This is a genomic window from Vibrio hyugaensis (genome assembly GCF_002906655.1).
Taxonomy (GTDB): domain Bacteria; phylum Pseudomonadota; class Gammaproteobacteria; order Enterobacterales; family Vibrionaceae; genus Vibrio; species Vibrio hyugaensis.
Genome location: NZ_CP025795.1, coordinates 1,305,338 through 1,330,871, shown reverse-complemented (window position 1 = coordinate 1,330,871; position 25,534 = coordinate 1,305,338). Strand labels below are relative to the sequence as shown.

General features: G+C 43.4%; 23 protein-coding genes. 17 read left to right on the top strand and 6 right to left on the bottom strand.

Annotated features, from left to right (window positions below):
- The first annotated feature begins 247 nt into the window (after window positions 1–247).
- A complete protein-coding gene (locus tag C1S74_RS23030) occupies window positions 248–535 on the top strand; it encodes a hypothetical protein (protein WP_045396001.1) in 288 nt (95 codons plus the stop codon).
- A gap of 106 nt (window positions 536–641) precedes the next feature.
- On the opposite strand, the gene C1S74_RS23025 is transcribed toward C1S74_RS23030, so the two are convergent.
- Both C1S74_RS23025 and C1S74_RS23020 read right to left on the bottom strand, forming a co-directional pair.
- On the bottom strand, window positions 642–1,973 hold the full coding sequence (locus C1S74_RS23025; RefSeq protein ID WP_045395999.1) for an MFS transporter: 1,332 nt from the start codon (window positions 1,971–1,973) through the stop codon (window positions 642–644).
- Window positions 1,974–2,086: 113 nt separating this feature from the next.
- The gene (locus C1S74_RS23020) at window positions 2,087–2,878 is read right to left on the bottom strand and encodes a CLCA_X family protein (RefSeq protein ID WP_045395997.1); all 792 of its coding nucleotides are present in this window, start codon (window positions 2,876–2,878) and stop codon (window positions 2,087–2,089) included.
- Between the two features lie 304 nt (window positions 2,879–3,182).
- Between C1S74_RS23020 and C1S74_RS23015 the strand changes: the two genes are divergently transcribed.
- Entirely contained in the window at window positions 3,183–4,187 is a 1,005-nt protein-coding gene (locus tag C1S74_RS23015) for a metal-dependent hydrolase (protein ID WP_045395994.1), read from the top strand.
- 41 nt (window positions 4,188–4,228) lie between these two features.
- On the opposite strand, the gene C1S74_RS23010 is transcribed toward C1S74_RS23015, so the two are convergent.
- Complete coding sequence (locus C1S74_RS23010; protein WP_045395992.1) at window positions 4,229–4,621, bottom strand: hypothetical protein; 393 nt, start codon at window positions 4,619–4,621, stop codon at window positions 4,229–4,231.
- 223 nt (window positions 4,622–4,844) lie between these two features.
- Between C1S74_RS23010 and C1S74_RS23005 the strand changes: the two genes are divergently transcribed.
- From C1S74_RS23005 to C1S74_RS22995, 3 genes are all read left to right on the top strand, one after another.
- Entirely contained in the window at window positions 4,845–5,531 is a 687-nt protein-coding gene (locus C1S74_RS23005) for a glutathione S-transferase (RefSeq protein ID WP_197064535.1), read from the top strand.
- A gap of 223 nt (window positions 5,532–5,754) precedes the next feature.
- Window positions 5,755–5,952, top strand: a complete 198-nt coding sequence (locus C1S74_RS23000) for a membrane protein (RefSeq protein WP_045395990.1) — start codon at window positions 5,755–5,757, stop codon at window positions 5,950–5,952.
- A 104-nt stretch (window positions 5,953–6,056) separates the two neighbouring features.
- Complete coding sequence (locus C1S74_RS22995) at window positions 6,057–6,515, top strand: hypothetical protein (protein WP_045395989.1); 459 nt, start codon at window positions 6,057–6,059, stop codon at window positions 6,513–6,515.
- 81 nt (window positions 6,516–6,596) lie between these two features.
- Here the strand turns inward: C1S74_RS22995 and C1S74_RS22990 are convergent, their stop codons facing one another.
- Window positions 6,597–8,357 carry an ABC transporter ATP-binding protein/permease gene (locus C1S74_RS22990; protein WP_045395987.1) on the bottom strand — a complete coding sequence of 587 codons (1,761 nt, stop codon included), beginning with the start codon at window positions 8,355–8,357 and terminating at the stop codon, window positions 6,597–6,599.
- A gap of 418 nt (window positions 8,358–8,775) precedes the next feature.
- Between C1S74_RS22990 and C1S74_RS22985 the strand changes: the two genes are divergently transcribed.
- The 3 genes from C1S74_RS22985 (at window position 8,776) to C1S74_RS22975 (ending at window position 13,721) form a co-directional block, all read left to right on the top strand.
- Complete coding sequence (locus tag C1S74_RS22985; RefSeq protein ID WP_045395985.1) at window positions 8,776–9,939, top strand: efflux RND transporter periplasmic adaptor subunit; 1,164 nt, start codon at window positions 8,776–8,778, stop codon at window positions 9,937–9,939.
- Window positions 9,940–9,942: 3 nt separating this feature from the next.
- Complete coding sequence (locus C1S74_RS22980) at window positions 9,943–13,080, top strand: efflux RND transporter permease subunit (protein WP_045395983.1); 3,138 nt, start codon at window positions 9,943–9,945, stop codon at window positions 13,078–13,080.
- Window positions 13,081–13,160: 80 nt separating this feature from the next.
- Entirely contained in the window at window positions 13,161–13,721 is a 561-nt protein-coding gene (locus tag C1S74_RS22975; RefSeq protein WP_045395980.1) for an RICIN domain-containing protein, read from the top strand.
- 475 nt (window positions 13,722–14,196) lie between these two features.
- On the opposite strand, the gene C1S74_RS22970 is transcribed toward C1S74_RS22975, so the two are convergent.
- Window positions 14,197–15,102 (bottom strand): LysR family transcriptional regulator, encoded by a 906-nt coding sequence (locus C1S74_RS22970; RefSeq protein WP_045395977.1) that lies wholly within the window; start codon window positions 15,100–15,102, stop codon window positions 14,197–14,199.
- A 110-nt stretch (window positions 15,103–15,212) separates the two neighbouring features.
- On the opposite strand from C1S74_RS22970, the gene accD reads away from it, so the two are divergent.
- From accD to C1S74_RS22930, 8 genes are all read left to right on the top strand, one after another.
- Window positions 15,213–16,082 carry an acetyl-CoA carboxylase, carboxyltransferase subunit beta gene (gene accD / locus C1S74_RS22965; protein WP_045395975.1) on the top strand — a complete coding sequence of 290 codons (870 nt, stop codon included), beginning with the start codon at window positions 15,213–15,215 and terminating at the stop codon, window positions 16,080–16,082.
- A gap of 246 nt (window positions 16,083–16,328) precedes the next feature.
- The gene (locus C1S74_RS22960) at window positions 16,329–17,405 is read left to right on the top strand and encodes a threonine aldolase family protein (protein WP_045395972.1); all 1,077 of its coding nucleotides are present in this window, start codon (window positions 16,329–16,331) and stop codon (window positions 17,403–17,405) included.
- Window positions 17,406–17,488: 83 nt separating this feature from the next.
- Window positions 17,489–17,749 (top strand): DUF5062 family protein, encoded by a 261-nt coding sequence (locus C1S74_RS22955; RefSeq protein WP_038870892.1) that lies wholly within the window; start codon window positions 17,489–17,491, stop codon window positions 17,747–17,749.
- Between the two features lie 224 nt (window positions 17,750–17,973).
- A complete protein-coding gene (locus tag C1S74_RS22950; RefSeq protein WP_045395969.1) occupies window positions 17,974–18,468 on the top strand; it encodes a YcxB family protein in 495 nt (164 codons plus the stop codon).
- Between the two features lie 345 nt (window positions 18,469–18,813).
- Window positions 18,814–19,704 carry an AraC family transcriptional regulator gene (locus tag C1S74_RS22945; RefSeq protein WP_045395967.1) on the top strand — a complete coding sequence of 297 codons (891 nt, stop codon included), beginning with the start codon at window positions 18,814–18,816 and terminating at the stop codon, window positions 19,702–19,704.
- A 136-nt stretch (window positions 19,705–19,840) separates the two neighbouring features.
- Window positions 19,841–20,539 (top strand): fibrobacter succinogenes major paralogous domain-containing protein, encoded by a 699-nt coding sequence (locus C1S74_RS22940; protein ID WP_231578726.1) that lies wholly within the window; start codon window positions 19,841–19,843, stop codon window positions 20,537–20,539.
- A gap of 88 nt (window positions 20,540–20,627) precedes the next feature.
- Window positions 20,628–21,557, top strand: coding sequence for an SDR family NAD(P)-dependent oxidoreductase (locus C1S74_RS22935; RefSeq protein WP_045395961.1), 930 nt, complete (start codon window positions 20,628–20,630; stop codon window positions 21,555–21,557).
- A gap of 200 nt (window positions 21,558–21,757) precedes the next feature.
- Window positions 21,758–22,015 (top strand): hypothetical protein, encoded by a 258-nt coding sequence (locus C1S74_RS22930; protein ID WP_045395959.1) that lies wholly within the window; start codon window positions 21,758–21,760, stop codon window positions 22,013–22,015.
- A 116-nt stretch (window positions 22,016–22,131) separates the two neighbouring features.
- Here C1S74_RS22930 and C1S74_RS22925 read toward each other — a convergent pair.
- A protein-coding gene (locus C1S74_RS22925; RefSeq protein WP_103415374.1) for an IS3 family transposase occupies window positions 22,132–23,336 on the bottom strand; the annotation gives its coding sequence in 2 pieces (ribosomal slippage) (window positions 22,132–22,967 and window positions 22,967–23,336; 1,206 coding nt in all).
- A 537-nt stretch (window positions 23,337–23,873) separates the two neighbouring features.
- On the opposite strand from C1S74_RS22925, the gene C1S74_RS22920 reads away from it, so the two are divergent.
- A complete protein-coding gene (locus C1S74_RS22920; protein ID WP_045401995.1) occupies window positions 23,874–25,532 on the top strand; it encodes an AAA family ATPase in 1,659 nt (552 codons plus the stop codon).
- The last annotated feature ends 2 nt before the right edge of the window (window positions 25,533–25,534 follow it).

The window sequence follows — 25,534 nt, the reverse complement described above, 5'->3', positions numbered from 1 at the left end:
GAGTAATACGCTTGTTTTGTATGTCTAGAAGGGGACGCGCCACTTTTTCATTTTCTCACTTTGCTCATGCGTAGTTGCAAATGTTAATTGTCCTAACGGTAGTTATCTGATGCTAGTACACAGAATAGGTTGATATAAAATTGATAGAAATTAACCTTTTTGGTTGCGTTATTTCCGTGAGTATTGAACATCAAAGCTCAATCAGGGTCTTAGGTGTTATCTGTATTGTGAATATATTGGTGGTGTAATGAAACATTGGATGATGGCAGTGACTTTAACAGGTGCTTTCTCAAGTACCATCATGGCGAATGATGTTGTGGAGTTTTCTACAGTCGATGTTGAAGGAAGAGTATGTGAAAGCGTTGTTTGCAAAAATATCATCAAGTCGGAAAGTGTCAATCAAGCAGGCGAATTCTCTGAAAGAAAGGGTAATGAAACCTTGTCAGCGATAGGGAGTGTTCTATATGTAGCTGGTGAAATTGGTCTGGCAGAGAATTTACAGGAAGAAGAGCCAGTTATTAACGCCGTAAACTAGCTCAGTATTCATCAACGGAATGTCAAGTGCGCGGAGAGCAATGCACTGTGTGCACAAGACTTGGATAGAACGTGGGAAAACGCCCAACGAGTGATGAATTAGGCGACTAAAAAATCGCCTGCTTCTTGTCTTTAAAGTAGAAAAACACACTGATGGCGAGAAATAAAAACGTGAAGTAGTAGAAGAATGAAGACAGCGATGCGATGAAATCGATGTGTTGTTCTATCTGCTCCTCGGTATAGTTCTGCGATAGCAACTTGTAGTAGTAGGCATACAACATGCCGATCAAGCCGTAACCTAGGTTAAACATCAAACCTTTAAAACTTAGTACGGTGGCTCTATTGTGTGATTCGGTGTTTTTATTAAGGTGATAACTGATAAAGATGTTCATCGTCATAATAATAAAGATCAGGATCAGAGCAGGAATTACACCGTATATCGACCATCCTAGACTAATCCAATAGTAGGTCGCCATCGTCGCGAGCCCCATCACTGCAATAAACGTCTTCGGTGCCATGCTCTCTGCCAAACGACGACTTTGACCAGCCAAGATAATTTGTAATAGGCTGATGCCAGCACCGATAAAGCCGAAGTAGATAATTGGAATATCAATCGCACGATAGTACTGACTGTTCATGGTCAAAAACATTCGCGATGTGTGTTCGAACAAACTGTAGTAAAGCAAAATGAACAGCACATAAGGCGTGGAAAGTACCCATTTAGCCGTATTGAGCGTCAGCTTCATGCTTGCCATGATTGAAGCCAGCTTGCTTTCGCTGCTTGGTATCACCTTTTTCTCTTCTCTCATGCTAAATGCAGCGTAGATCGCGACCATCGCAACAAACAATGTCGCGTAGACGGGGATGCGCATGATGTCTTGAGTCGTTTCTGGCTCAGCCAACCCGAGGAATTGATAGGCGCTAGCCATAAAGTTTACATCATACATCGCCGCACCAACGAGCGTGACAACAATACTAACGCTCGAAGCAATACGAAGTTGGATCTGTAACACTCGTGGCCACAACGCTTCTTTGCCTTGTTGTTTCAAGGTGTCGTAAGCCAGTGCTTCATCGGCACCACTTGCCAACGCCATCGCTAAGCCACTTAATACTCGGTTAATCAAAAACACAACGAAAACAAAAGTGGGGTTCCCGGTAGGGACAAAGGCGATCATTGCGATTTCGATAAACATGACGATGGAAGACAAGACCACCAGTCTTTTTCGCCCTAACGTATCGGCAAAGGCACCTGATGGGACTTCGGCAAGTACAATAGTGGCTGCCCAAACCACGTTTAGCATGGCAAATTGAGACAAAGTTAGCCCGTAGTCTAAATAGAGCAGAGTGAATACTGGGTAGTAGAAGCGCGCAAAGTAGCTACTTCTAAACATTAAGAAGTAGCGGACGTTGCGTATTTGAAGGATCTCTTTCGACGTCATGAAATATTCAGCACTTTGATTTATATAAGTTATGTATAAACCTTTTTCAGTTTGATGGGAAAGGTTTGTGCTTTGAAATCATGTGTTTTTATGAAATAGCCAGTATGCGTTTATCAGCGACTTAACGCATCACCAAGCGGGCGGAAATAGGCTTGCAGCGCTTTGTGAATGATTTGTCTGTGTTGTAAGTCTGGATAAATAACGAGGTTGTCAGGCTGAGTCGTCCCAGAAACCAAATAGGAATTTTCTATGCCGGAGCAGGATTCGACTACCGCTTCAAACGCTCTTGCCATCATCTCAGTGGGTTGCGAGAAATAACGCGTTCCCATCGCTTTGTCTGCTCTTACACTGCGCGAGACGTAATCATGCCGATCTTGACCATCAAGCGTAAGTAACGTCGCGTCAAAAATCTCGAGCAAACGTTCGTTTAAAGGGTGAGGTAAAAGGGTGGTATTTTGTAGCCAGCAATCACTCGCGAAAATGATTTGGCGCTGAGGACCAGATCTATCACCAATGTCGAAGGCTTTCTCTGCGATGTAGTGGTCGAAAGCGTGCCAAAACTCATGAGCAAGCGCACCCGCACCCGCATTTTTTGCCAAAGCCAACTCACGTTGATTAGGGGCGTAATGGGCTTGAACACCTTTGCTCCCGCCAGTACCGAATGCAAGGTTCAAATTACCACGAAGCCCAATAGCAGAAGGGGGTAATGCCAATAGGTAAGCCAGATCGGCCAACGAATCGAATATCAAGTTCGCCGCGAGCGCTTTTTCTTCATTGTTGACCCATTTACCAATGCGAATCCCGCCGATGCCAAACGTCTCTTTAATATCAATGAATGACACTTGGTCACCATGACGATAGTCAGGACCTTTGCGTGTTTTGTATTTAAAGCTGGTTAACTGCAAAAGATTCCTCGAAGGTGGTACTGGTTGAGCTACGTTGAAACTTATACTCAAAGCATAGGCAGCCAGATTATACCGCAACAGAAGAGATAGTCAGGGGCCCATTAAAGTAGAAGAACGAAAAAGCCTCTTGAATATGGTATTCGCGACAAACTCGCTAACTCCTTTATTCCTTCTACACTAAAAATAAAGCTTTGGTTTCAATAGCTTTAGTATGTGATTCAGTCACTCGGCTCTATTCACCTAAATACGGAGATTTTATGGGACAAAAATTTCTGGTTTTTGAAAGCGACACCGAGAACACGCCATGGACCCGTTAACTCAAGGGTTACTGGGTGCATCATTATCCCAGTCAACGAGTAAGAAACAACACTTGGTTGTTGCTGGTGTATTGGGAATGCTTGCTGGAATGGCTCCGGATTTAGATGTGCTAATTCGTTCATCAAACGATCCGCTGCTGTTTTTGGAATACCACCGACAGTTTACCCACTCAATGATCTTTATCCCCATTGGCGGTTTTATTTGTGCTTTGGTATTACACCAACTCATCGCCAAGAGGTGCGGATTGTCGTTTAAACAAAGCGTGTGGTACTGCACCTTAGGCTACGCCACTCACGGGTTACTCGATGCTTGCACCAGCTATGGCACACAGCTTTTTTGGCCGATAACCGATGTCCGTTATGCGTGGAATACGGTATCGGTGATTGATCCTGCTTTTACGCTCCCCGTTTTTCTATTCCTCCTATTCGCGATACGGAAGCGAAACCCTTGGTATGCGCATTTCGCTTTATTCTGGGCGTTTGCCTATCTCATGTTTGGCATGATTCAACGAGACAGAGCAGAAGAGGTTGGTTGGGCGCTGGCGGAACAAAGACAACATAAGCCAATACGGCTAGAAGCCAAACCTTCGTTCGCCAACTTGCTGGTCTGGAAAGTAATCTACGAAACGCAAGAGAACTACTATGTGGACGCGGTAAGGGCAGGGAAATCAGTAAAAACCTATGCTGGAGAGTCTATCGCCAAGCTAGATGTGACTAAAGACTTTCCGTGGTTAGATCCTCAATCACAACAAGCCAAAGACATAGAGCGCTTTCGCTGGTTTTCAAATGGCTTTATTGCGAGAGATCCTAACGACGAACTGGGTGTCATTGATGTGCGTTACTCAATGATACCAAATCAGATTAACGCGTTGTGGAGTATCCAATTATCACCCGCCATAAGTGGGGCTAGTCATGTCGAGTACACAACGCGTCGCGATATTTCTCCCGAATCTAAGCAAGCCTTTATAGGTATGCTTAGAGGCGTTGATTGAGGCTCATATAAGCAAGAATAAACTATCCACTCAGTCGGCTATTAAGCGCATTCAAAGTCTTTAATCAGAGTTGGTTTTTTAGAGAAGAAGAGTTTGCTAAACCAAGATTTGTATTCCCAGCCCCACGACAACAATCGTTTAGCCAACTTGGTGTTTTCAATGATGGCCACTTCAACACCTTGATAGTGATACGGATTGTTTCTTACGTAATTGATAAACGCCGTTAAAACGCCTTGCCCTCTAACAGAAGGATCAAAGTTGATAGAGACAATCGAAAAGCGCTGGCTCCCTACCGCACAACGGACAAAGCAATGACCTAATGGGTGAGTGATGGTTTCTGAAAACTCAGGAAAAGGGCGAGACTCTAAGTCTTCAGACAATTTATCGTATTGGGTACACAAGTAATGGAAGAGTTGTTTCGCTTTGCTGTTCATAGTGATGGCCCTTTGGATTACGGGGTTAAACGGCAATGACTTCTTGAACTATATAATCACAGCTAGCGACACAAAATGAGGTGAAGTTTTTTAAGACGAACATCCTCTTTTTAACGTTATTTTGTGTCAAGCGAAGAGGGCAGAATGGAACAGATACAATGAAATTTGATAGTCTGAAAGACGGATGTTCAGAACCGAGGATAATTCTTGGATGGAGCGAAAAATGAAGCACAACTCGGCCCCCGTTCTCTATTCTTTGCATAATTGCCCCTATGCGATACGGGCTCGATTTGCTCTACTAAAAGCGCAACAGTCCGTGCGTATTCGCTCAATAAAACGCAATAACAAACCAACAGAAATGTTAGAAGCTTCACCAAAGGGCAGTGTGCCCGTTTTAGTGATTCCCAAGGGAGCATCAGACAAAGGATCAGCAAAACCACGGGTACTGGAAGAGAGCCTGGATATTATGATTTGGGCTTTATCTAAGAATGACCCCGATAATCTATTGAGAACCGATAACCGAGACGTTTTACCTCACATGCTCATGGTGATCGAAGAATTTGAGTCTCGTTTTATCCCAGCACTCAACGCTTTTGGGTGCGCGAAGCGTTACCATGAAGACAACACGGCAGAGCTGCGTAAGGCATGTGAAAGAGAACTCGCCAAGCTCGAATCACGTTTGACCGAGCATTCATATTTGTTCTCGGATCGCGAGACGTTAGTTGATATCGCGATACTGCCTTTTCTACGCAAATATGCTCGGATCGATAAGCAGTGGTTTCGCGAAAGTCCATATCCCAACTTAAAAGCATGGCTGAACCGTTATATTCAAAGTCCGCAGTTTTCCAAAGTCATGAAAAACTATGACTTGTGGCTTGAGGAGCGAAGAGATGAGTACTTTGGGTGTTAAATCGCTCTTATACTTACGCCCATAGGTGACTTAACCGAAGTAATGTAGTGCGTCACCAAATATGCAACATTAGCTTACTTGTTTCTGAGGCTAGCTAGTGTTGACGACCATACGCATGAAGCGCATCCTTTTATGTTCACTCAAGGCAGCATTTGGTTTTATTAGGCAAACCGCTTGATAACGGTATGTTGTTTACAGCGCGTATAATTGAACGGTAGATCGTATGAACAAAATTATTATGTTGGTGATGGGGCTGCTTTTTACCAGTCGATTATTTGCGAGTATTGTCCCGCATGCTAGCCAACTCGAGCATGATGCGCCTATTCTCATTCGCTCTGTTCTGATAGTGGGTGTCGCCGGGTTTCTCATTTGGAAGCTGTTCCAGTACTTCAAAGCAAGGCTATCTTCTGAACAAAAGTAACGTCAGCGAAGCTAGTTTGTCACGAAGCAAATAAATACTGGCATTTGAAACCACAGTGCTTAGAATGCGCAAACTAAAAGTTATAACTGATGTAGAGTGATTTTATGCTTCGTGATTACACCTTCGATTGTCTTGTGACTATGCCGCGCCATGAACTGGAAGAGTTCAGTGTTCGCATGATCAGTAAAATGGTGCCAGAAGACGTGATGAATGAGCTGTTTACTTTCGACCAAGAAGAAGTGGACAGCGAAGACCGCATGTTATCAGCGCGCCTTGATGCAATGTTACGCATGACTGCAATCGCGTTGAGTGAAATTCAACAAGCGTTTGATGATTCAGATAATGCGAAGCAAAACAGCGAACGAATGACTCGCCTCGTCCTTTGGCATTTCTACGCTATCTCATTCCGTCTAGAAGAAGCGATCACGCTAGAAACGCACTGCGAGCAAGTTGAGAAGCTACTAGAAAACGTTCCGACAGACGTATTTGCTTGGGTGAAAACCTTAACAGAGCTCCTGCACACTTACGCAGAAATTAGCGCGAAAGAAAACCCGCAAGATTAATTCTCACTGGGTATATAAGTTATTAAAACAAAGGCGAATCAAATGGTTCGCCTTTGTCTGTTCTTAATCAGTGAAAGTCGGCTATTCCAAGTGCTTAAACTGCAGCGCCACTAAGCGCTGATACAACTCACAGCTTTGCATCAACGATTGGTGGTTACCGAGATCAATAAGCTCACCACCGTCTAGTACCGCAATCTTATCCGCATGTTGGATAGTTGATAGACGATGAGCAATGATCAACGTCGTGCGGTCTTTCATTAGTGCCTCCAGCGCTTGTTGAACATGATGTTCACTTTCACTGTCTAGTGCGCTGGTGGCTTCATCAAGCAATAGGATTTTCGGATCTTTCAGAATCGCACGGGCAATGGCAATCCGCTGCTTTTGCCCACCAGACAACCTCACGCCGCGCTCACCCAAAAAGCTGTGATAACCTTCGGGTAACTTCTCGATAAACTCATGCGCATGGGCTTTCTTGGCCGCTTCAATTACCTGTTCGTCTGTTGCATCTGGATTACCATAACGAATGTTATGGAACACATCGTGGCTAAACAAAGCTGGCTGTTGTGGCACTAATGCCATCTGGCGACGAAGATCGTTTGGATCGAATTGTCGAATATCTTCACCTCCAAACAGTACTTGTCCTTGTTGTGGGTCGTAGAAACGTTGCAGCAATTCAAACAGAGTTGTTTTACCCGCACCAGATGGGCCAACCAACGCCAACACCTTACCTTGTTCAGCTGTCAGGTCTAATGCTTTGATAGCCGGTTGGTCTAGGCGAGAAGGGTAGTTGAAGTTAACCGAATCAAACGTCACTTCTGCAGGCATGCTATCGCTGATCGGCAAGTGGTTGCTTGGTGCGCTGATGTCGCTTTCTACTTGCAGAATCTCAATCAATCTTTCTGTTGCACCAGCGGCTCTCTGTAACTCACCCATCACTTCTGAAATGGTGGCCATGGAAGACGCAACCATGATGGCATAGAACACAAATGCCGCTAGATCACCCGCAGACATTTTGCCGTGGATAACGTCACTACCGCCTACCCAAAGCATGCCAGCGATGGCGCTGAACACAATCACAATAACGCCAGATATCAAAATCGCGCGCTGCTTCACGCGTTGTCTTCCGACCTCATAGGCTTTTTCTACCTCAACGGCAAACGCCGCTCTTTCATGCTGTTCTGAGCCAAAGCTTTGCACGGTTTTGATATGTTCAATTGCTTCACCTGCGTAGCTGCCCACATCTGCCATTGTGTCTTGGCTCTGGCGGGATAGAGCACGAACACGTCGCCCAAAAACCAGAATAGGAACCAGTACAAATGGCACGGAAGCAAGCACAATTAACGTGAGCTTAAAGTTAGTCGCGAACAACATGATAATGGCACCAATACACATTAACGCGCTGCGCATTGCCATAGAAAACGACGAACCAATAATGCTTTGCAGCAAAGTCGTATCCGTGGTGAGGCGAGACATAATATCGCCGCTGCTGTTGGTCTCAAAATAACTGGGATGCAGCGTTATCACGTGGTTAAACACTGCAAGACGTATATCCGCACTGACGCGTTCACCTACTGATGAAACAAGATAAAAACGGAAGAACGTACCAACTGCAATACACAGAGTGACACCAACTATAAACTGAATCGCATTGGTGAGCTCTTGCAATGACTGCTGAGCAAATCCTTGGTCTATGAGGATACGCACGCCGTAGCCAACTGATAAGGTTAGACTTGCCGTCGCAACGAGTGCAATTAAGGCAGTCGCAACACGCCATTTATAAGGTGAAATGAAGGAGTTGAGTTTAAGAAGAATGCTGAGATTTTTGTTATTTTTACGGCTCATGAATGGCTCACAAAGCTTTTTAGGTATCTGGCATAGTAAGCGACTTTGATTGGTGAAACCAGTGATGGGCGGTTTTGTTTATACAGAAACAATAGATAGTCTGATTGGTTGTAAACTTTGTCGAACGTTTGTGTTGAAGGGATTTTTAAAGGTTTGCGAGGGATTGTATGAGCTTGGCTCAATTATGCCTGAAACCTGCATCTGGAGGTCACTTGGTATAGTGTTTTATCTCAAGGAGTCTTCTATGAAAGAGCGCTGTCTGGTCAGAAAAAAAGGACGAACCTGTTAAAAGTAAGAATAGTTATCGTCCTCATTAATTGTTGGGATGAACAATACCGAGTCTTAACCCCATCTTAACCTCTTCGTTGCTATAACTTTATCTATATTTGTAAATGTACTTACACGAAAAGGTTTCAATATGTATATACCCAACTCGTTAAAATTGCCTCTATGCCTCGTGCTCTCTAGCACTTTATTGCTGGGTTGTGGCGAACAAGCTATGGAACAACGACCTGCCCCAGGCCCGCTTCATGTTGATGTTTTAGATTTGACCCCGACGACACTGCGTTTAACGACCGAGTTACCAGGGCGAATTGCTGCGTTCAAACAAGCAGAAGTGAGACCCCAGGTGACGGGTATTCTCAAGAGCCGTCTATACAAAGAGGGCTCTCAGGTAGAAGCAGGTGATGTACTTTATGAAATTGACCCAACCACTTATCAATCCAACGTTAACAGTGCACAAGCTCAACTAGCGAAAGCATTGACGAGCGAAGATACCGCTCGAAAAACAACGGTTCGTTATCAAGAACTACTTAAGAAAAAGTTAACCAGCCAGCAGAATTTTGATGATGCCGACGCAGCCTACAAGGAAGCCCAAGCTGAAGTTGCGATCCGCCAAGCAGAATTGGATTATGCAAATGTTGAACTGTCTTACACCAAAATCAAAGCGCCTATCTCAGGTCAAGCAGGCCTTTCTTTGGTATCCGAAGGCTCTTTATTGACCGCTGAACAGTCTTCTTACCTGACGACAATCGTACAAACCGCGAATGTTTACGTGGATATGCAACAATCTTCGCTAGCGATTACCAAAATCAAAAAAGAGTTTTCTACCTTTACGGACAAAAATGCTGAGATCCCAGTAACGATAACGTTAGAAGACGGCAGTGCTTACAATGAAGCGGGCCATTTAGAGTTTTCGAACACGCTGGTTTCGGACTCGACAGGGACGGTAACGCTACGCGCCATCATCCCAAACCCTGACAATACTTTACTAGCAGGTATGTACGTTCGTGCCCATATCTCGATGCCAGAAGCTCGAGGCTATCTCGTTGTTCCGCAATCTGCTGTGGTAAGAAGCCAGTCTGGTGAGCCTTCAGTATTTGTGGTTAACCAAGACAACAAGGCAGTGAAAAAATCAGTGGTTCTCGGTAATGAAGTTGGCAACGGTTGGGTAGTGAAAGAGGGGCTTTCTAGCGGTGAGCAAGTCGTCATCACCAATATCATCAATATGAAAAATGATGTTGCTGTTGTTGTCGATAGCAGTACAAAAAGTGCCGTTCCTGCTTTGGCGAGCGAGGAATAAACCATGTCCTTATCGAACTTCTTCATTAACAGACCCATTTTTGCTTGGGTGATTTCCATTGTCATTATGCTTTCAGGCATTGCGTCGATCGTATCCTTGCCTATCGCGCAATATCCGACGATTGCACCACCAGCCGTGACTATCTCAACGTCATACCCTGGCGCTTCAGCAAAAACAATTGAAGACAGCGTAACTCAGGTCATCGAACAAGGCATGACAGGGTTAGATAACTTGTTATACATGGCGTCTAAAAGTGACTCTTCTGGTAGTGCGAGTGTTACCTTAACGTTTAGTGCAGACACTGACCCCGATATCGCTCAGGTACAAGTTCAAAATAGCTTACAGCAAGTGAGTAATCGCCTGCCGACAGCGGTACAAAATCAAGGTACGTCTGTGACCAAGAGTACGTCAGGTTTTATGTCGGTAACCAACCTGTATTCTCCTGACGGCAGTATGAGTGCGGGTGATATTCAAGATTACGCAAATTCAAACATCAAAGATATCCTAAGTCGTGTGAACGGCGTGGGAGAAGTGACCATTTTCGGCCCATCCTATGCGATGCGTATCTGGTTAGACCCTGCCAAATTGAACAGCTACAGTCTCACACCTGTTGACGTTTCTAATGCGGTATCTGTTCAAAACAGTCAAGTAACGGTAGGACAATTAGGCGGAACGCCAGCCATTGATTCTCAGTTAATTAATGCCAGTATCACAGCACAAAGCCTATTAACTAGCGTTGAAGAGTTCGAGGATATCTTAATTAAAGTCGACAGTGACGGCTCTCAGATTAAGCTTAAAGATGTCGCTCGTGTAGAGTTAGCCAGTGAAGAATCTTCGGTTATACCTGCCTATATGGGTAAGGAGTCCTCTGGTATTGCAATCACTCTTGCAACTGGCGCGAACTCGTTAGACACACAAAATGCGGTTGATGCAAAACTTGAACAACTTTCAAAAGGGTTTCCGGATGGACTAGAACTGGTTAAAACAACCGATAACAACTTGTTTATCCGTTTATCCATCAGTGAAGTGGTCAAAACCCTCTTTGAAGCGGTTGGGCTTGTATTTGTCGTGATGTTGCTGTTTTTGCAAAACCTACGAGCAACTTTAATCCCAACCATCGCCGTACCAGTCGTACTGCTTGGCACCTTCGGTGTTATGGCCATGCTGGGGTTCTCGATCAATACACTCACCATGTTTGGTTTAGTCTTGGCTATCGGCCTTCTGGTTGATGACGCCATTGTTGTTGTGGAAAACGTTGAACGTTTAATGCATGAAGAGAATCTATCACCTCTTGAAGCAACCAAAAAATCAATGGGACAAATCACCAGTGCCTTAATCGGTATTACGATGGTGTTGTCGGTTGTATTTATTCCTATGGCCTTCATGTCAGGGTCAACGGGCGTTATCTACCAACAGTTCTCTTTGACGATTGTTTCGGCAATGGTGTTGTCTGTTGTTGTGGCATTGATTCTGACTCCCGTATTATGTGCAACGCTTCTAAAGCCTGTCGATAAAGCGTCGAGCAATAAATTTTTTGCACTGTTTAACCAAGGGTTCGACAAGCTATCCAGCCAATACCGAGGTTCAGTTAAACACGCTTTACAACGCCCACTGCGCTTCGTTTTTGTGTACCTGATGCTTTTTGCAGGCACGGCTTATCTATACAATGTGCTGCCAAGTTCATTTTTACCAAATGAAGACCAAGGTGACTTCATGGTCATGGTCACCACACCAACGGGGACCACATTACAAAAGACACAAGAAGTGATGTTGGATATCAAAGATTATTTTGAAGAGAACGAATCACATACCGTCGACCACGTGTTTACCGTGTCTGGATTCAACTTTTCAGGCTCTGGGCAAAATGCAGCGATGGCATTTATTGGCATGAAAGATTGGTCAGAAAGGACTGAACCCGGAACCGATGTGGATTCCATTATCGGTCGTGTAATGGGTGAGTTTTCAAATTACAAACATGCACAGATCTTTGCTTTTAGTAGCCCAGCAATTCGAGAACTTGGTACTTCAACGGGTTTTAACTTCTACCTAGAAGACGTGGGTGCTGTTGGCCATGACAAACTGATTGAGTTCAGAAACCAGTTACTGGCGGCGGCGGCTCAAAGTCCATTATTGCAAAGTACACGACCAAACGGCCTTGAGGATACCGCGCAACTATTCCTTGATGTCGACTATGAAAAAGCCAAAGTGCTAGGTCTAGAAATTGATGACATCAACCAATCATTGTCAATTGCTTGGGCATCGTCATACGTGAATGACTTCATCGATCGTGGTCGCTCTAAGAAGGTTTACATTCAAGCCGATGCTGAATATCGCATGACACCAGAAGACCTTAACCTATGGTTTGTGCGTAACAACAACGGTGAGATGGTGCCAATCTCGGCTTTCAGTACTTATCACTGGGGTCAAGGCTCTCCACAGTTACAACGTTATAACGGCAACCCTGCAGTAGAAATCGTCGGTGAAGCAGCTTCTGGTTACAGTACTGGTGAAGCGATGGATGAAATCGATAGATTAGCCGCAGAGATTTCAAACGATGTACAGGTGAGCTGGACGGGAATGTCCTATCAAGAGATCGAAGCAGGCAACCAAGCGCCAATTCTGTACGCGATCTCCATCTTGATGGTTTTCCTCTGTTTAGCTGCTTTGTATGAAAGCTGGAGTATTCCAATTGCGATTATTCTTGTTGTTCCACTTGGGATACTCGGCGCACTGGCTGCGATCATGTTGCGCGGGCTAGAAAACGATGTTTACTTCCAAGTGGGCGTTTTGACTACTATTGGTTTAACCGCCAAAAACGCAATTCTGATTATTGAGTTTGCTAAAGAGCTTTATGAAAAAGGCGTCAACATTATTGATGCAACGGTACAAGCTTGTGAAATGCGTCTGCGCCCAATCATTATGACGTCACTGGCGTTTGGACTCGGAGTGTTGCCATTAGTGCTTAGTACGGGAGCGGGTGCTAATGCTCGTAACGCGATTGGTACGTCAGTGCTGGGCGGCATGATGGGTGCGACATTATTGGTAATTTACTTCGCTCCGCTATTTTTTGTATTGATCTGCAAACTGTTCAAATCAGATGACAAAGCAAAAATAGCAAACAACGCCGAACAGCCCAACTAAGCAATAATAAAACGAAGAAATGGTGAGCCTAAGTGTGGCTCATCATTACTCGCTGATAACTTTCAAAGGATGAAATAGATATGAAACTGAAAAGTATGACCAAACTCATTGTGGCATCTAGCGTAATTTTTGCTCCTTCATTCCTCTTTGCAGCAGAGCCAAATGTACCGACAGAGCCCCCATACATTGTCTTAAGCGACAACTTAGATGAACCAAACGGTTATGGTTTTTGCATTGATACTTATGGTCGTGGCCACTCAGAATTATTGCAAACTCATACTTGTAAACCCAAGCCAGAAGAAGGCTCTCCTCGAAACCATTCAGGTCATGATGTGAGATTTGAGTACAACAGTGAAACAAATAAGATTCAATCCTATGCGTTTGAAGGGCTGTGTATGCAGGGCCTTTTGGCGACAGGAAAGAGTGAGCTCGCGCTACTAGAATGTAGTGATGCGAAGCACCAATATTTTGTTTATAACGAACAAGACCAAACATTCAGACTTAAAGCGGATACCAGTTATTGTTTGGCGGTTACATCAGAAACTCAAGAAGCCGGCCCATGGGTGAAACGACCACTTGAATTGGCTCAGTGTGACCAAGTAGAACCAAAGCTAATGCAGTGGACGGTCGTCCCTCTTTAAAATTAAGTATTTGAATGTATGTCAACGTTCTAAAGCAAAAAAGGCGAACCAAACGGTTAGCCTTTGCTCATTTAGATTCTACAAAAATTAATATTCGTAGTTATCGATGCTTGAGCACAAGCAGATTAGGTTACGGTCGACGTATACATTATCTAAGCGTTTTATACCCAAGTGACTTCAAGATGTAGGATTCAGAGCGTTGTCATTGAGTCGAGTTCAAGGAAAACAACGCAGCGTAATAGCCAGCTCTTTCCAAGTTGTTTGACGCAGCCATTGGTTTAATAAAAATGCGAGTTCATGACACGCTCTCGAAGGGCACTCTTTAAGAATAGTAAGGGCCTTGGCTTGCATACTTTGTTGCCGATTCTTGATTTAGACCCACTAGACCTTTAAATCGGCGCCGCGTCTACAAACCAAGTCATTCTCGCTGAACCTAGCATCTCGAGGTTACTTGGGTATACAGTTGTTCTATTCTCTATGCACTTTCGTCAGTGCTCGCTTGGCGCTGTAGGTGTTCGATAAATACTGGTATCTTTTTCGCTAAGTGCTTCCTCGATGCGTAAAACGCATACAACACCAAATCTTCTGGTGTGTATTCCAAATCAATCACTTTCAAACCGCCTGAATCTAATTCGTCTCGGCAAAACTCAGCAGGCAGAATCGCAAAGCCCAACCCTGCCAATGCACCGGATTTGGCAAGTTGTCCACTGTTTACTTTAAATGAAGACTTCACTCTTTGGGTTATCAGCTCTCCCTCTGAACTTTTGAAAACCCAAGGTGTTCCTTTTAAGGCCGTAAAGCTACTCACACACGGAACGTGCCTCAAATCTGTGATTTGGTAAGGTTTCTGGCATGTTTGCAGCAGGTTAGGTGAAGCGACGACAACACTCGGCCAGCGCTTAATCTCTTTGGCAATCCAATTGCTATCTTCCAACTTCCCGCGATGAAAGCTCAAGATAACGTCAAACCCGTCCAGTAAGTCTTCTTTCGGGCTCAAGTTTGTTTCGCAGTTCAATGAAATTGAAGGGTGTTGAACACAAAAAGAGACGACAGCTTTTGCTAACTCTGGAGAATCTGGCATCAGAACGTTGAGCTGGCCCATGACCGCTCGAGAGTGTTGCGTTACGTCTTGAAGCGCATCATTCAGTGTGTCGAGTAGCGGCTGTGTACGTAAATAAAGGTGTTCACCAGCGTCTGTCGCGCAAATTCTTCGGGTTGTTCTATCAAACAATCGCACATCAAGTTGTTCTTCCAGTAAAGCAATATGCCGACTGACATTTGATGTGGGTAGGGACAAAAACTCAGCAGCTCTCTTAAAGCTATTGTTCTCATAGACGCAGTGGAAACTCTTAAGCCATTGCGGATCAATTTTATCGAGCATCTTAGTTAATCCCATTTTATTGGATTATGAAGCCTATTAATCACACTTTATTACTCAAAGTAGGTTTATACAATGTTTGCTAACTTGATTTCTCGATAAAGGTTTTCCCTATGAATTGGTTAGAAAAGATATTTGATAACAAGAGCATCATCAGTACGCGGAAAGCGTCAATTCCAGAAGGGGTATGGACCAAGTGTCCGTCTTGCGATCAAGTATTGTATCGGCTTGCCCTTAAGGAGAACTTAGAAGTTTGCCCAAAATGCAAACATCATATGCGGATGTCAGCGCGACATCGTTTGGATAGCCTCTTGGATAAAGGAAAGTGGATAGAAATCGGCAGTGAATATGAGCCAAAAGATCTGCTCAATTTTAAGGATAAAAAGCGCTACAAAGAACGTATCGCCCTTGCTCAAAAGAATACTGGAGAGAAAGATGCGTTAATCGCGATGAAAGGTGAGCTACTCGGTTTACCCGTTGTCGCCTGTGCATTTGAATTTTCCTTTATGGCGGGGTCGATGGGGTCAGTCGTAGGTGCACGTTTTGTTGATGCCGTCGATACGGCAATAGAAGATAATTGTGCATTAGTTTGTTTTTCAGCTTGTGGTGGCGCTCGTATGCAAGAGTCCTTAATGGCGTTAATGCAGATGGCAAAAACCAGCGCAGCATTGGCGCGGCTATCCCACGCACGCTTACCTTATATTTCGGTATTGACCGATCAAACGTTCGGTGGCGTCTCTGCAAGTTTAGCTATGCTGGGGGATATCAATATCGGTGAGCCAGAAGCAAGGATCGGGTTTGCTGGGCGTCGTGTGATTGAACAAACCGTACGAGAAAAGCTACCGGATGGCTTTCAACAAAGTGAGTTCCTTCTGGAGCATGGCGCTTTAGACATGATTGTCGAGAGAAGTGATATGCGAAGGAGGATAGGTGGGTTAATCGCAAAACTGACCAATAAAAATATTCAACCTGAAGAGGAGTAAGTTTCTGTAGCGTATTTCGTCAGCGAAAGGCCAAGACAAAGACTTTTCGCCAATCTATAACTGGGTTTCTTTTCGTGTTTACGGTGAGCTTGATCTTTGTTCTGCATAAATCATTCTTGAGCTGAATCTATGCCCAGTCGGAGGTTCCGCACGGAGGCATACGCAGAAAATACATCGCGAAAATGCAGTTTACGCCTCCGTATTAACAAGTTACATTGTTGAAGCTTTGATTCAAAGGACAGAACAATGAGTGCCCACCTAAAACAGCTTTGTCATACCCATCTCCCTGGTAATAGAGAAGACTCTCCGGCCGAACACTTTGCGAAAATGGCAAAGTGGTGCGAAGAAAACAACGTGAATCATGATGTCTACGGCGAGGGAGAAACGATTCAAGCGTTCGAGCAAAAGGTTGCCGATCTCCTGGGTTATGAGGCAGGGCTTTTTGTTGTGACAGGGACGATGACACAGCCAACAGTGCTCGAAATTGTCACAAGACAAAAGCGTAATCCTATTGTCGCCATGCACGCATCTAGCCATATTCCAGTGCATGAAAAACAAGGTTATCAGCTTCAACATCGCTTTAATATTCTGCCAGTAGGGAACCCTTACCAAACATGGAAGCTTGAAGATCTCACTGCGTGGCCGGATGAAATCGCAGCCGTTCTTTATGAACTCCCGATGCGTGAAATTGGTGGTCAGCTACCTTCATGGCATGAACTAGAAGAAATCAAAGCGTACTGCGCCGAAAATGACATTCATCTCCACATGGATGGAGCAAGACTATGGGAAACCGCAGCGTACTATCAGAAAGAATACCGTGAGATCGCCGCTGGTTTTGATACGACCTATGTTTCACTCTACAAAGGCATCAACGGCATGGGCGGATCTATGCTGCTTGGCTCAAAGTCGTTCATTGAAGTGGCTTCAATGTGGATGAAGCGGCAAGGTGGCAACCTGTATCACAGAACACCTTATGTGGTGTCTGCGGCAATGCAATTTGATGAAAGGTTGTCACAAATGCCGGCTCTGTTTGAGCGAACAAAACAGCTCTACAAAATCATTGAAGAGTTCCCGTCTTTAGCGATAAGACCAACTCAGCCTCAAGCAAACATGTTGCACCTTATCCTGCCATTTAGCTGTGAAGAGTTGAAAGAACTCCAACACACGTTTGCCACGGAAAAGGGCATTTGGTTTGGTAACCCGCAAGTCACGGCACATCCAAATCAATCCATTATTGAATGGTATGTTGGCGACTACCTGCTCAACCTTGATGATGACGAATTAAGGTCATTTTTCAATCAGTTACTCGGTAATAAGGCATAAACTTATCAATATGCGAGCTTATTAACACGTCACTGGCGTTACTTCATGTATTCTGAGGTCAAGCGAACAAGAGGATTTTATCAATGTCAAAAAGCTCCAAGCTTCACAATGAAGATAAACTGGTTAAAAAGGCACTAGAGATTGCCGGGAAGATGGCAAAGATGCAGGGCTTTGACCTTCCTCAGTCACCACAACCAGTAAGAGTAAAAGCGATTTACCTGTTCTTGGTTGATGCTAAACAGATCACGCCACTACCGGACAGCAAATTAGATGGCGCAAACATCAAACACAGACTGGCACTTTGGATTCACAGTGCGTTGCCAGACAATGACCCTCTAAAATAGAAAACTTGAAGAAATAACAACGATTATCAATTAACAAGGCGAGCCAATTGGTTCGCCTTGTTTGATCTTAGCAAGTGCACCGAGGTCTTCTAGCGTTTTGTTATCATTGATTTACAAAACAGAATCAAAAGGACTAAAGATAAGCTCCGAGAAGCGCTACAATGCACGCGTTGCGAGAGTGCAACCAAGAATACTCATTTACAGAAACCTTAAAGTAACCATACATGTCTAAAGATTTCGAATTCACCACAGAATACACACTCGACAAACCTTTCTTTGCTGAGTGTTATGATCAAACTAGTCAGCCAACTAAGTTCCCACATGCGTACCTAAAAGGGATACTGTTTCTTATCTTTGGTGTGGTCTTATTAGAGTTTGAACTGCTACCTAACGGCTATGTCGGTTGGTTCTTTATTGTATTGAGTGTTATTGAAGCATGTAGCGTTTACTTCAAAAGAACTTGGTGGCTGTGGCGTCAAACCATCAGCTCAAGCCGTGGCAGCAAAGTAGTATTTCAAGTGAACGCAGATGGCGTGCGCTACAAAAGCGGTAAAGTTGACCGCAGCCTAGCTTGGAATGAAATCGACCAACTCGAACAAACTGATTTGGGCTTTATTCTTCATCTGGGTAAACAACGCCAATACATCAGCAAATCTTGCTTAAACGCAGAAGTCATCGCGTTTATGGTAGAGCAGCACGCGGCATCAAAAGCGAGCTAACAAATTTCTTTTAACAAAAGAGGCGAGCCAAGCGGTTCGCCTTTTTTGATCTTTGGGGTTTGATCTTCATGAGCTAACTCTAATTCAGACTCAGTGACTGAATCATGACAACTTGCGAGCACAGGGTTCTTTACCATCAGTTTTTTGCCAAGTAGTCGAATCGTCATAGTGTGAGTCTCTTCAATCTTGTGGAGCTCGCTGCTAATGGTGAACTGTATTTGCAAGCTGTTATTTGAGGGACTATCGTTAGGTAGATTTGACTATATCTCTCGTGGGTTTATCTAAGTAGAATAAATCCTCTCGAAAACGTGCCTATTTGTATCAACTTAAACATCGAAGCTAAAAATGAAACAGAGAATTAAACAAATAGTAGAGAGCCGGATCACTGAAGACGGCATCATCGAAACGGGAATCAAAGGTGTCAGTCTGTTCCGAGTGACGCACTCGATTCCTTGTGCGCCAGCGGTATATGAACCGACGGTGGTTGTAATATTGAGTGGCAAGAAAGAAGCGATTCTTGACGGCGAACATTACATCTATGACAACAGTCAATACATGTGCTGCACAGTATCTATGCCCGTCGAAGCGGGGACTCCTGAAGCTTCTTCAGAAACTCCATTGTTGGGAGTCTATATATCTCTAGATACCAAGGTGATGACTGAACTGGCTATTGAAATGGAAAGTACTACTGGCGCGATAAAATTACCCAAAAGTAGTTCACAACCGCCTGGCATGTCATTAGCTAACTGGGATGACCCCTTTTCTGATGCGCTGCTAAGGTTACTCCAACTTTGCGAGAATAGCGCAGATACCGCTATCTTGGGTGAAAGTCGCCTACGCGAATTCTACTACGCAGTCTTGAAAGGTGATGCTGGCATTTCTGCAAGACGAGCGTTTGGTATTGGGAACGAAATCGCTAAGTCGATTGAGTACCTAACACTTAATCTTAGTAAGAACGTTACCATCGATGAACTTGCTTCTATAGTTAGTATGAGTCGTGCAGTTTTCCATCGCAAATTCAAACAAGCAACTCGTATGTCCCCAATCCAATTTATGAAGTCGATGCGCCTAAACAAAGCCGCTATGAAGATAGCTGCAGGGATGAACGTTAACGAGGCGGCGATGGCGGTAGGGTATGTGAGGTCCTCTCAATTTAGCCGAGAGTTTAAACGCATGTTTGGTCAATCGCCTAAACAATGGAGTCGGTCAAAGGACATTATTGAGAATATTACCTAGTTATCGAACCATACAGCGAGGTAGCCTAGAATCTACATGTGATACAAATAGGCATTTTTTCAAGAGTATTTCGCCTAGTTTAGATGCAAATTGATAGATATAGTAATAACACTACGCCAATGAAAGGTTACTTGTCGTGAAAAATATCATTTTATCTACAGGAGTCAGTATGGTACTTGCTGCTACAACCTCTGCGAATGGCATCAACAATGCGCTTTACCAATTAGAAGACACTGTGCGGGACGCAGAAGGTAACATCTACAGAACGGTGACCATCGGCGATCAGGTTTGGTTAGCCGAAGGATTAAGAAGTACTCAATTCCAAGATGGCTCTGCGGTGCGATCTGGCGTCATTCCAAACGATGACGAAGCTAACTTATTAAAGTACGGTCGACTTTACAATTGGCATGACGTTGCTGATGAGAGAAACCTTTGTCCTGAAGGTTGGAGAGTCGCGACTGACGAAGATTGGAAGACGCTTGAGCGAAGCATCGGTATGTCTGAAGAGGAGCTTCACCAAGAGGGTTGGCGCGGCGGTGACCAAGATATTGGTTTGCAACTGAAAGAGGCGCAAACTGACGGACCATTAAAAAAAATGGACCAATCATTGGTCAATAAACATAAGTTTTTCGCAAGGCCTGTTGGTGTGAAATGGAACGGTTTTTATATCACTGAAGGTGCTTACACCGAGTTTTGGACTGCAGATAGCGCTTCTGACTCTAAAGGTATTATTCGCACATTGGCTTACTCGTGGTGGAATTCGCACAAAGGCGAAATTCGTCGTGCTACCAGCTCAAAAGAGTATATGTTCAGTGTTCGCTGCGTAAGAATTTAATGAACTAAAATTTGAGTCATTAATCTTTTTTAATATATCAACAGCTCTTTCACTTCTAATCTTCTATCCCCAACACTAGGTGTTCGATATGACTTATTCTTCAATTTTAATCACCGGGGCGAACTCTGGACTTGGTTTCGAGGCTGCTAGACAGTTTGCCCAAAGAAAAGGTATTTCCAAAATTATTTTGGCGTGTCGAAGTGAAGCGCGAGCTGCAGAGGCGCTTCATCAATTGGAAGAACTAACGGGCAAGAAAATTTTCGAAACATTAATAGTAGATGTGAGTGATTTAGAGTCATGTCGAAAAGCGGCTGAGAATCTTGACGCCAAAGTCGATGGTATCGTATTGAATGCGGGTGGTGCAGGCGGTTCTGAGCCCACAAAACTAACAAAAGATGGTGTTATTTTTACCTTTGCAGTAAATGTGTTAGGAAACATCCATTTGGCTGAGCTTTTAATGGATAACGGCAAGCTAAACACAGGGGGCTCGGTCATGTATGTCGCCAGCTTTGCGGCAAGAGGTGCTCCTGAGATTGGCGCAGCGAAACCTCCAATTACAGAAGGATCTATAAAAGAGTGGATGTCGGTCGTAAATGGAGAAAAATTTGCCAATAACAAGGCTTATACCGACCACTATGGCTCCGTAAAACTTATGGGTGCCCTATGGACCATGAGTATGGCACGAAAACATAAGAACTTTAGGTTCGTTACTATTGATCCAGGAATGGCTGCGGGTACGTCTGGAGCTGATGCTTTTCCTTGGTATCAAAAGTGGGTGACCAATGCCACAATGCGGCTAATGCAGTTCCTTGGTAGAGCCCATTCTGTAGAAGTGGGGGCTAAACGCTATGTCGATGTGATGCTAAATAATGAGGCTTTTGAATCTGGTATTTGGTGGGGCAGTGAAAAAGGACTAACAGGCAAATTGGCAAATCAAGTGACATACTGGCCAGAGATAATTGGTAACGAGTCAGTCCAAGACAATGCTGATGTTGTCATTCATGAGTTTATAAAGTGAGAGTTGTTCTAGCTCTGTCGCGTGAATTGTAATTGGAATATTGGTCGTTTAACTAGTGTTCCATACGCCCTCTAATTATCAAATCCCAAGCTTTACATTATGGATTGGAGTGTGAACATGGATAGCCAGAAACGGGAGTAAAAAGCCAATTAGGCAACGATGTCAGTCCGTTAAACTAAAATTTTTCTTAAAGTGAGTTTATGGAATGGCACCATTGGATACATGAGTTATTGCTGTCTGACGACCACGATATCGAGAGTATTGATGTCTCTTACCTTGGCGAAGGTAAGTATGCCGCTGAATTTGATGTTCGATGGCGCGGTGATTTTAAGGATGGTTCGTTTACTGACCTCACCGTAGCCCAACGTTGGGTGATGTACGAATCGGAACAGTTCGATCACCCAGTGATTGAGAACTACGTTGCGGTGGTGAAGAGCGATAACTTGACCGGCGATTAGGGGAGGTAGGAAGCAACTCTCGTTATTATTAGCTTAGGTTTAACACCTTAAACGTCTCAGTCCTAACTTAATTACTTCATCCTGACCCGTCCTGATATAGGTTGACACTTTTTACGTTAAAACGCTCGATGTACCTCATCGGGCGTTTTGTATTTTAGCGCTGTATGAGGCCTCATCTGATTATAGATTTCTACTGACTCAGCGACCATTTTTCTCGCCTGAGCAATATCTTTGGGCTTTCGCAAGAGGTATTCCATTTTCAAAATGCCGTTTACTCTCTCTGCCAATGCATTCTGGTAACAGTCATACCCATCCGTCATTGAACACACTACCTTGTGCTTAGCATGTAAGTCTTGGTATTCCTTTGAGCAGTACTGGGAACCTCTATCTGAATGATGGATTAAGCTTCCTTTACTTCGACGTTTTTTTAACGCTCCTATAAAAGCTTGTTTTACAACACTCGTTTGCATGTTGTCATCCACACTGTAACCGACGATTTTCCTAGAGTAGGCATCGGTAATCAGGCTAACATAACTATTCCCTTCATAAGTAGGAAGATAGGTAATATCAGCGACCCACAACTCTTCAGGCCTCTCTGGCTTAAAACCATCCTTTATTCTATTTGGGTGGCAGTAAAACCTATGATGGCTATCTGTTGTTCGGTGGTAAGCACGCTTGGTTTTCACAAGCAGGCGATGATGTTTAAGCAGTGTAAAAAGATAGTCCCTGCCTACAGTCATTCCTGCTTGTTCCATCAGATACTTCAGCTTCCTAGTTCCTATGCGGGCTTGTTTGATACGAGTCTCACGAACAAAACTCAGAAGTACTTCATCGCGTCGCAACTTACGAGCGTCAGTAAGGCATTGCTTGTAATAGGCTTGCCTAGTGATATTTACGATTTGGCAAAATTTAGTCACGTTAAGCAGAGCTATGTTTTGCTCTTGGACGACGCACCTTTGTGCTTTTTTACGACTCGAACACCGTGGTCTCGTTCCATAACTTTGACCACTTCTTCAAAGAAGTCGGCTCTTAGCTTGGTATCTTCGAGCAGCTTTTCCAGCTCTTTGATACGTTGCTCTGGTGTAGGAGGTGAATTGAGTTCAGACATAGGCAAGCCTTTTTTCAAGAATCGAGGAGTGCCCCTAGACCAATCGAGTCGACCATGTTTTCGGAGCCACACTAATACTGTAGAACAACCTTGTATGCCGTATTTCTCTTGAGCCTGTTTATAAGTCAGTTCACCTCTTTCAACTTGGTCAACAACATCCAATTTAAAAGCGAGGGAATAGTCACATTGAGTTCGTCTAGTTACTGATTTCATAACACTCTCCAATTTTCTGATTGGGAAGTGTCAACCTTATTTAGGACGGGTCATCCCATACAAAAAAGGCGAACCACGCGGTTCGCCTTTTTCTATCTTGAAGCTTAGTGTTTAGTGGGTTACTCAAATTAAGACGAAACCGCTGAACCACTACACTCGGCGTCTTCAGTCGGGTCATTCCAGCGAGGCTAGGCGAGACTAGGAATCTTACAAAGCGCGCTACGGAGTTAGTGTTTAGTCTGAACAGCACAGAAAGTGATGAGTGGGGAATATTTTAGCAGTTAAAGTAATGGAGTAACGATATTAGCCCTTTAGCTAATAGCGCCCAAGAGTTACTTAGACTATTTACCTTAAGTAGCAGTTGCCGTAATAAATTCTTCTCATGCAGCTCCCAGTTAAGCCACTTTATGTTATTGAAAGCATGAAGTATATCTATTGAGTGAGTCGGTCAATTCGGCACAATGTTCCAAAGAGAATAGATTTATTTGATAAATGTCACATAGGCTCAAAGCTTAGTTAAAACTAATGAGGTCAATTTTGATAAGAGTAATTTCCCCTTCATCTAACAACAATTTAAAAGAAAAAGATGTTACCTTTTATCTTAGGCAAGATAACTGGAATGATCATAGCTTTCAAACTCAATATCACTTGCTTCTTTCTGGAGCGCACAGCTTAGATGGAGATGCAGTATCTATTGGTGATGTCAAAATACTCAAGCGCGGTCAACTATCGAGTGACACACATTTGCTTACGATTGGAGATTTTGAAACCTTAGGGAATGAGTTTTGTTCGCTAGGCCAATCACTAGACTACTATGAGCGCCTAGCTAATATCGATCCTGAAATTAGAAACTATTTATTTTCTGCTTTAAATGATGTTGTAATTAACCCAAGTTTGAAGAGTGAATTCCAAAATGAGGAAGGTTGGAATATTTCCGTAATGCGATATATTGACGAAGATGATGACATTTTTGTTCTTCCTCAAATGATGATTAGTAAAGATTATGAAAAATTACCTAGCATCGACCTAAGCTTTAAATTCAAAAACCATTCTTTACAACAGCCAATTGAGTTTAATTTTGACTCTCCTGAATATGCGTATAATAAAAAACTGCCCAGTAGAATCAGTGTTCTAGTTGGTAGAAATGGTTCCGGTAAAAGTACATTACTATCAAAAATCTCGAGAGTTGCATTTGCTTCAGGAGCAGATCGAAGAGATCCAGTACTTAGACAAGTAGGCGAATTTGAACCTATAGGCTTGGGGTTTCCAAAAATAATAAACATTTCATATAGTGCCTTCGACAGTTTTCAAATTCCAGGGATCTATATTCAAGAAAAAGAACAAATACTCAAGGATATGGGGATTGGTAAAGGCAGATATATATTTTGTGGAATACGAGATATACAAAAAGAGTTAGATTTTTCAATTAGTAGCATGATAACAGATGATAGAGGACGACTGACGGAAGAAGAAATATTAAAAGATCGTCAATCATTTACTAATTTAAAATCTATCGAATCGTTACTTGAAGAAGTTAAGTTACTTTTAGATGTTATTTTAAAACGTAATAAATTAGACTTGCTTTTTGATGTTTTTAATATTCTATCTAAAGAAAGTTCTTTTTATGATCTTGTAAAGGGTATCAAAGAAGATAATATAAAAAGCACGTTACCAGCAATGTTTATAAATTCTTCAACTGGGCATAAGTTTGTTGTTCATTCAATTGTTAGTATAATTGCTCATTCAGAAAAAAGAAGTCTAATTCTGTTTGATGAGCCTGAAACTCACCTACATCCTCCACTACTAGCGGTCTTAATGAGTTCAATAAGACATGTGCTAGGTGAGTTGGATGCATTTGCTATTGTAGCAACACACTCTCCAGTAGTGGTCCAAGAAACGTTGAGTCGTCATGTGAAAATTGTTCGTAGGAAAGGCGATCTTACAAAGGTTATTCCACCTGAAATACAGTCATTCGGAGAAAACCTAGCATCAATAACATCCCATGTCTTCAGTTTGTCAACGGAGGTTACAGACTTTCATGGTGAATTAGACAGATTAGTAAACACACTGCAGTCAGGTTTTATTACTCCAACCGATGAAAAACTCAAAAAACAAATTGAAGAGTTATTTGACGGTGAAATAAGTATGCAGGCTAGAGCTTATATCATGTCCTTATTAGTGAATAAAGGAGACTAGAG

Coding starts and splice junctions, on each gene's coding strand:
- C1S74_RS23030 (WP_045396001.1), top strand. CDS start 248: ATGAAACATTGGATGATGGCAGTGACTTTAACAGGTGCTTTCTCAAGT.
- C1S74_RS23025 (WP_045395999.1), bottom strand. CDS start 1,973: ATGACGTCGAAAGAGATCCTTCAAATACGCAACGTCCGCTACTTCTTA.
- C1S74_RS23015 (WP_045395994.1), top strand. CDS start 3,183: ATGGACCCGTTAACTCAAGGGTTACTGGGTGCATCATTATCCCAGTCA.
- C1S74_RS23010 (WP_045395992.1), bottom strand. CDS start 4,621: ATGAACAGCAAAGCGAAACAACTCTTCCATTACTTGTGTACCCAATAC.
- C1S74_RS23005 (WP_197064535.1), top strand. CDS start 4,845: ATGAAGCACAACTCGGCCCCCGTTCTCTATTCTTTGCATAATTGCCCC.
- C1S74_RS23000 (WP_045395990.1), top strand. CDS start 5,755: ATGAACAAAATTATTATGTTGGTGATGGGGCTGCTTTTTACCAGTCGA.
- C1S74_RS22995 (WP_045395989.1), top strand. CDS start 6,057: ATGCTTCGTGATTACACCTTCGATTGTCTTGTGACTATGCCGCGCCAT.
- C1S74_RS22990 (WP_045395987.1), bottom strand. CDS start 8,357: ATGAGCCGTAAAAATAACAAAAATCTCAGCATTCTTCTTAAACTCAAC.
- C1S74_RS22985 (WP_045395985.1), top strand. CDS start 8,776: ATGTATATACCCAACTCGTTAAAATTGCCTCTATGCCTCGTGCTCTCT.
- C1S74_RS22980 (WP_045395983.1), top strand. CDS start 9,943: ATGTCCTTATCGAACTTCTTCATTAACAGACCCATTTTTGCTTGGGTG.
- C1S74_RS22975 (WP_045395980.1), top strand. CDS start 13,161: ATGAAACTGAAAAGTATGACCAAACTCATTGTGGCATCTAGCGTAATT.
- C1S74_RS22970 (WP_045395977.1), bottom strand. CDS start 15,102: ATGCTCGATAAAATTGATCCGCAATGGCTTAAGAGTTTCCACTGCGTC.
- accD (WP_045395975.1), top strand. CDS start 15,213: ATGAATTGGTTAGAAAAGATATTTGATAACAAGAGCATCATCAGTACG.
- C1S74_RS22960 (WP_045395972.1), top strand. CDS start 16,329: ATGAGTGCCCACCTAAAACAGCTTTGTCATACCCATCTCCCTGGTAAT.
- C1S74_RS22955 (WP_038870892.1), top strand. CDS start 17,489: ATGTCAAAAAGCTCCAAGCTTCACAATGAAGATAAACTGGTTAAAAAG.
- C1S74_RS22950 (WP_045395969.1), top strand. CDS start 17,974: ATGTCTAAAGATTTCGAATTCACCACAGAATACACACTCGACAAACCT.
- C1S74_RS22945 (WP_045395967.1), top strand. CDS start 18,814: ATGAAACAGAGAATTAAACAAATAGTAGAGAGCCGGATCACTGAAGAC.
- C1S74_RS22935 (WP_045395961.1), top strand. CDS start 20,628: ATGACTTATTCTTCAATTTTAATCACCGGGGCGAACTCTGGACTTGGT.
- C1S74_RS22930 (WP_045395959.1), top strand. CDS start 21,758: ATGGAATGGCACCATTGGATACATGAGTTATTGCTGTCTGACGACCAC.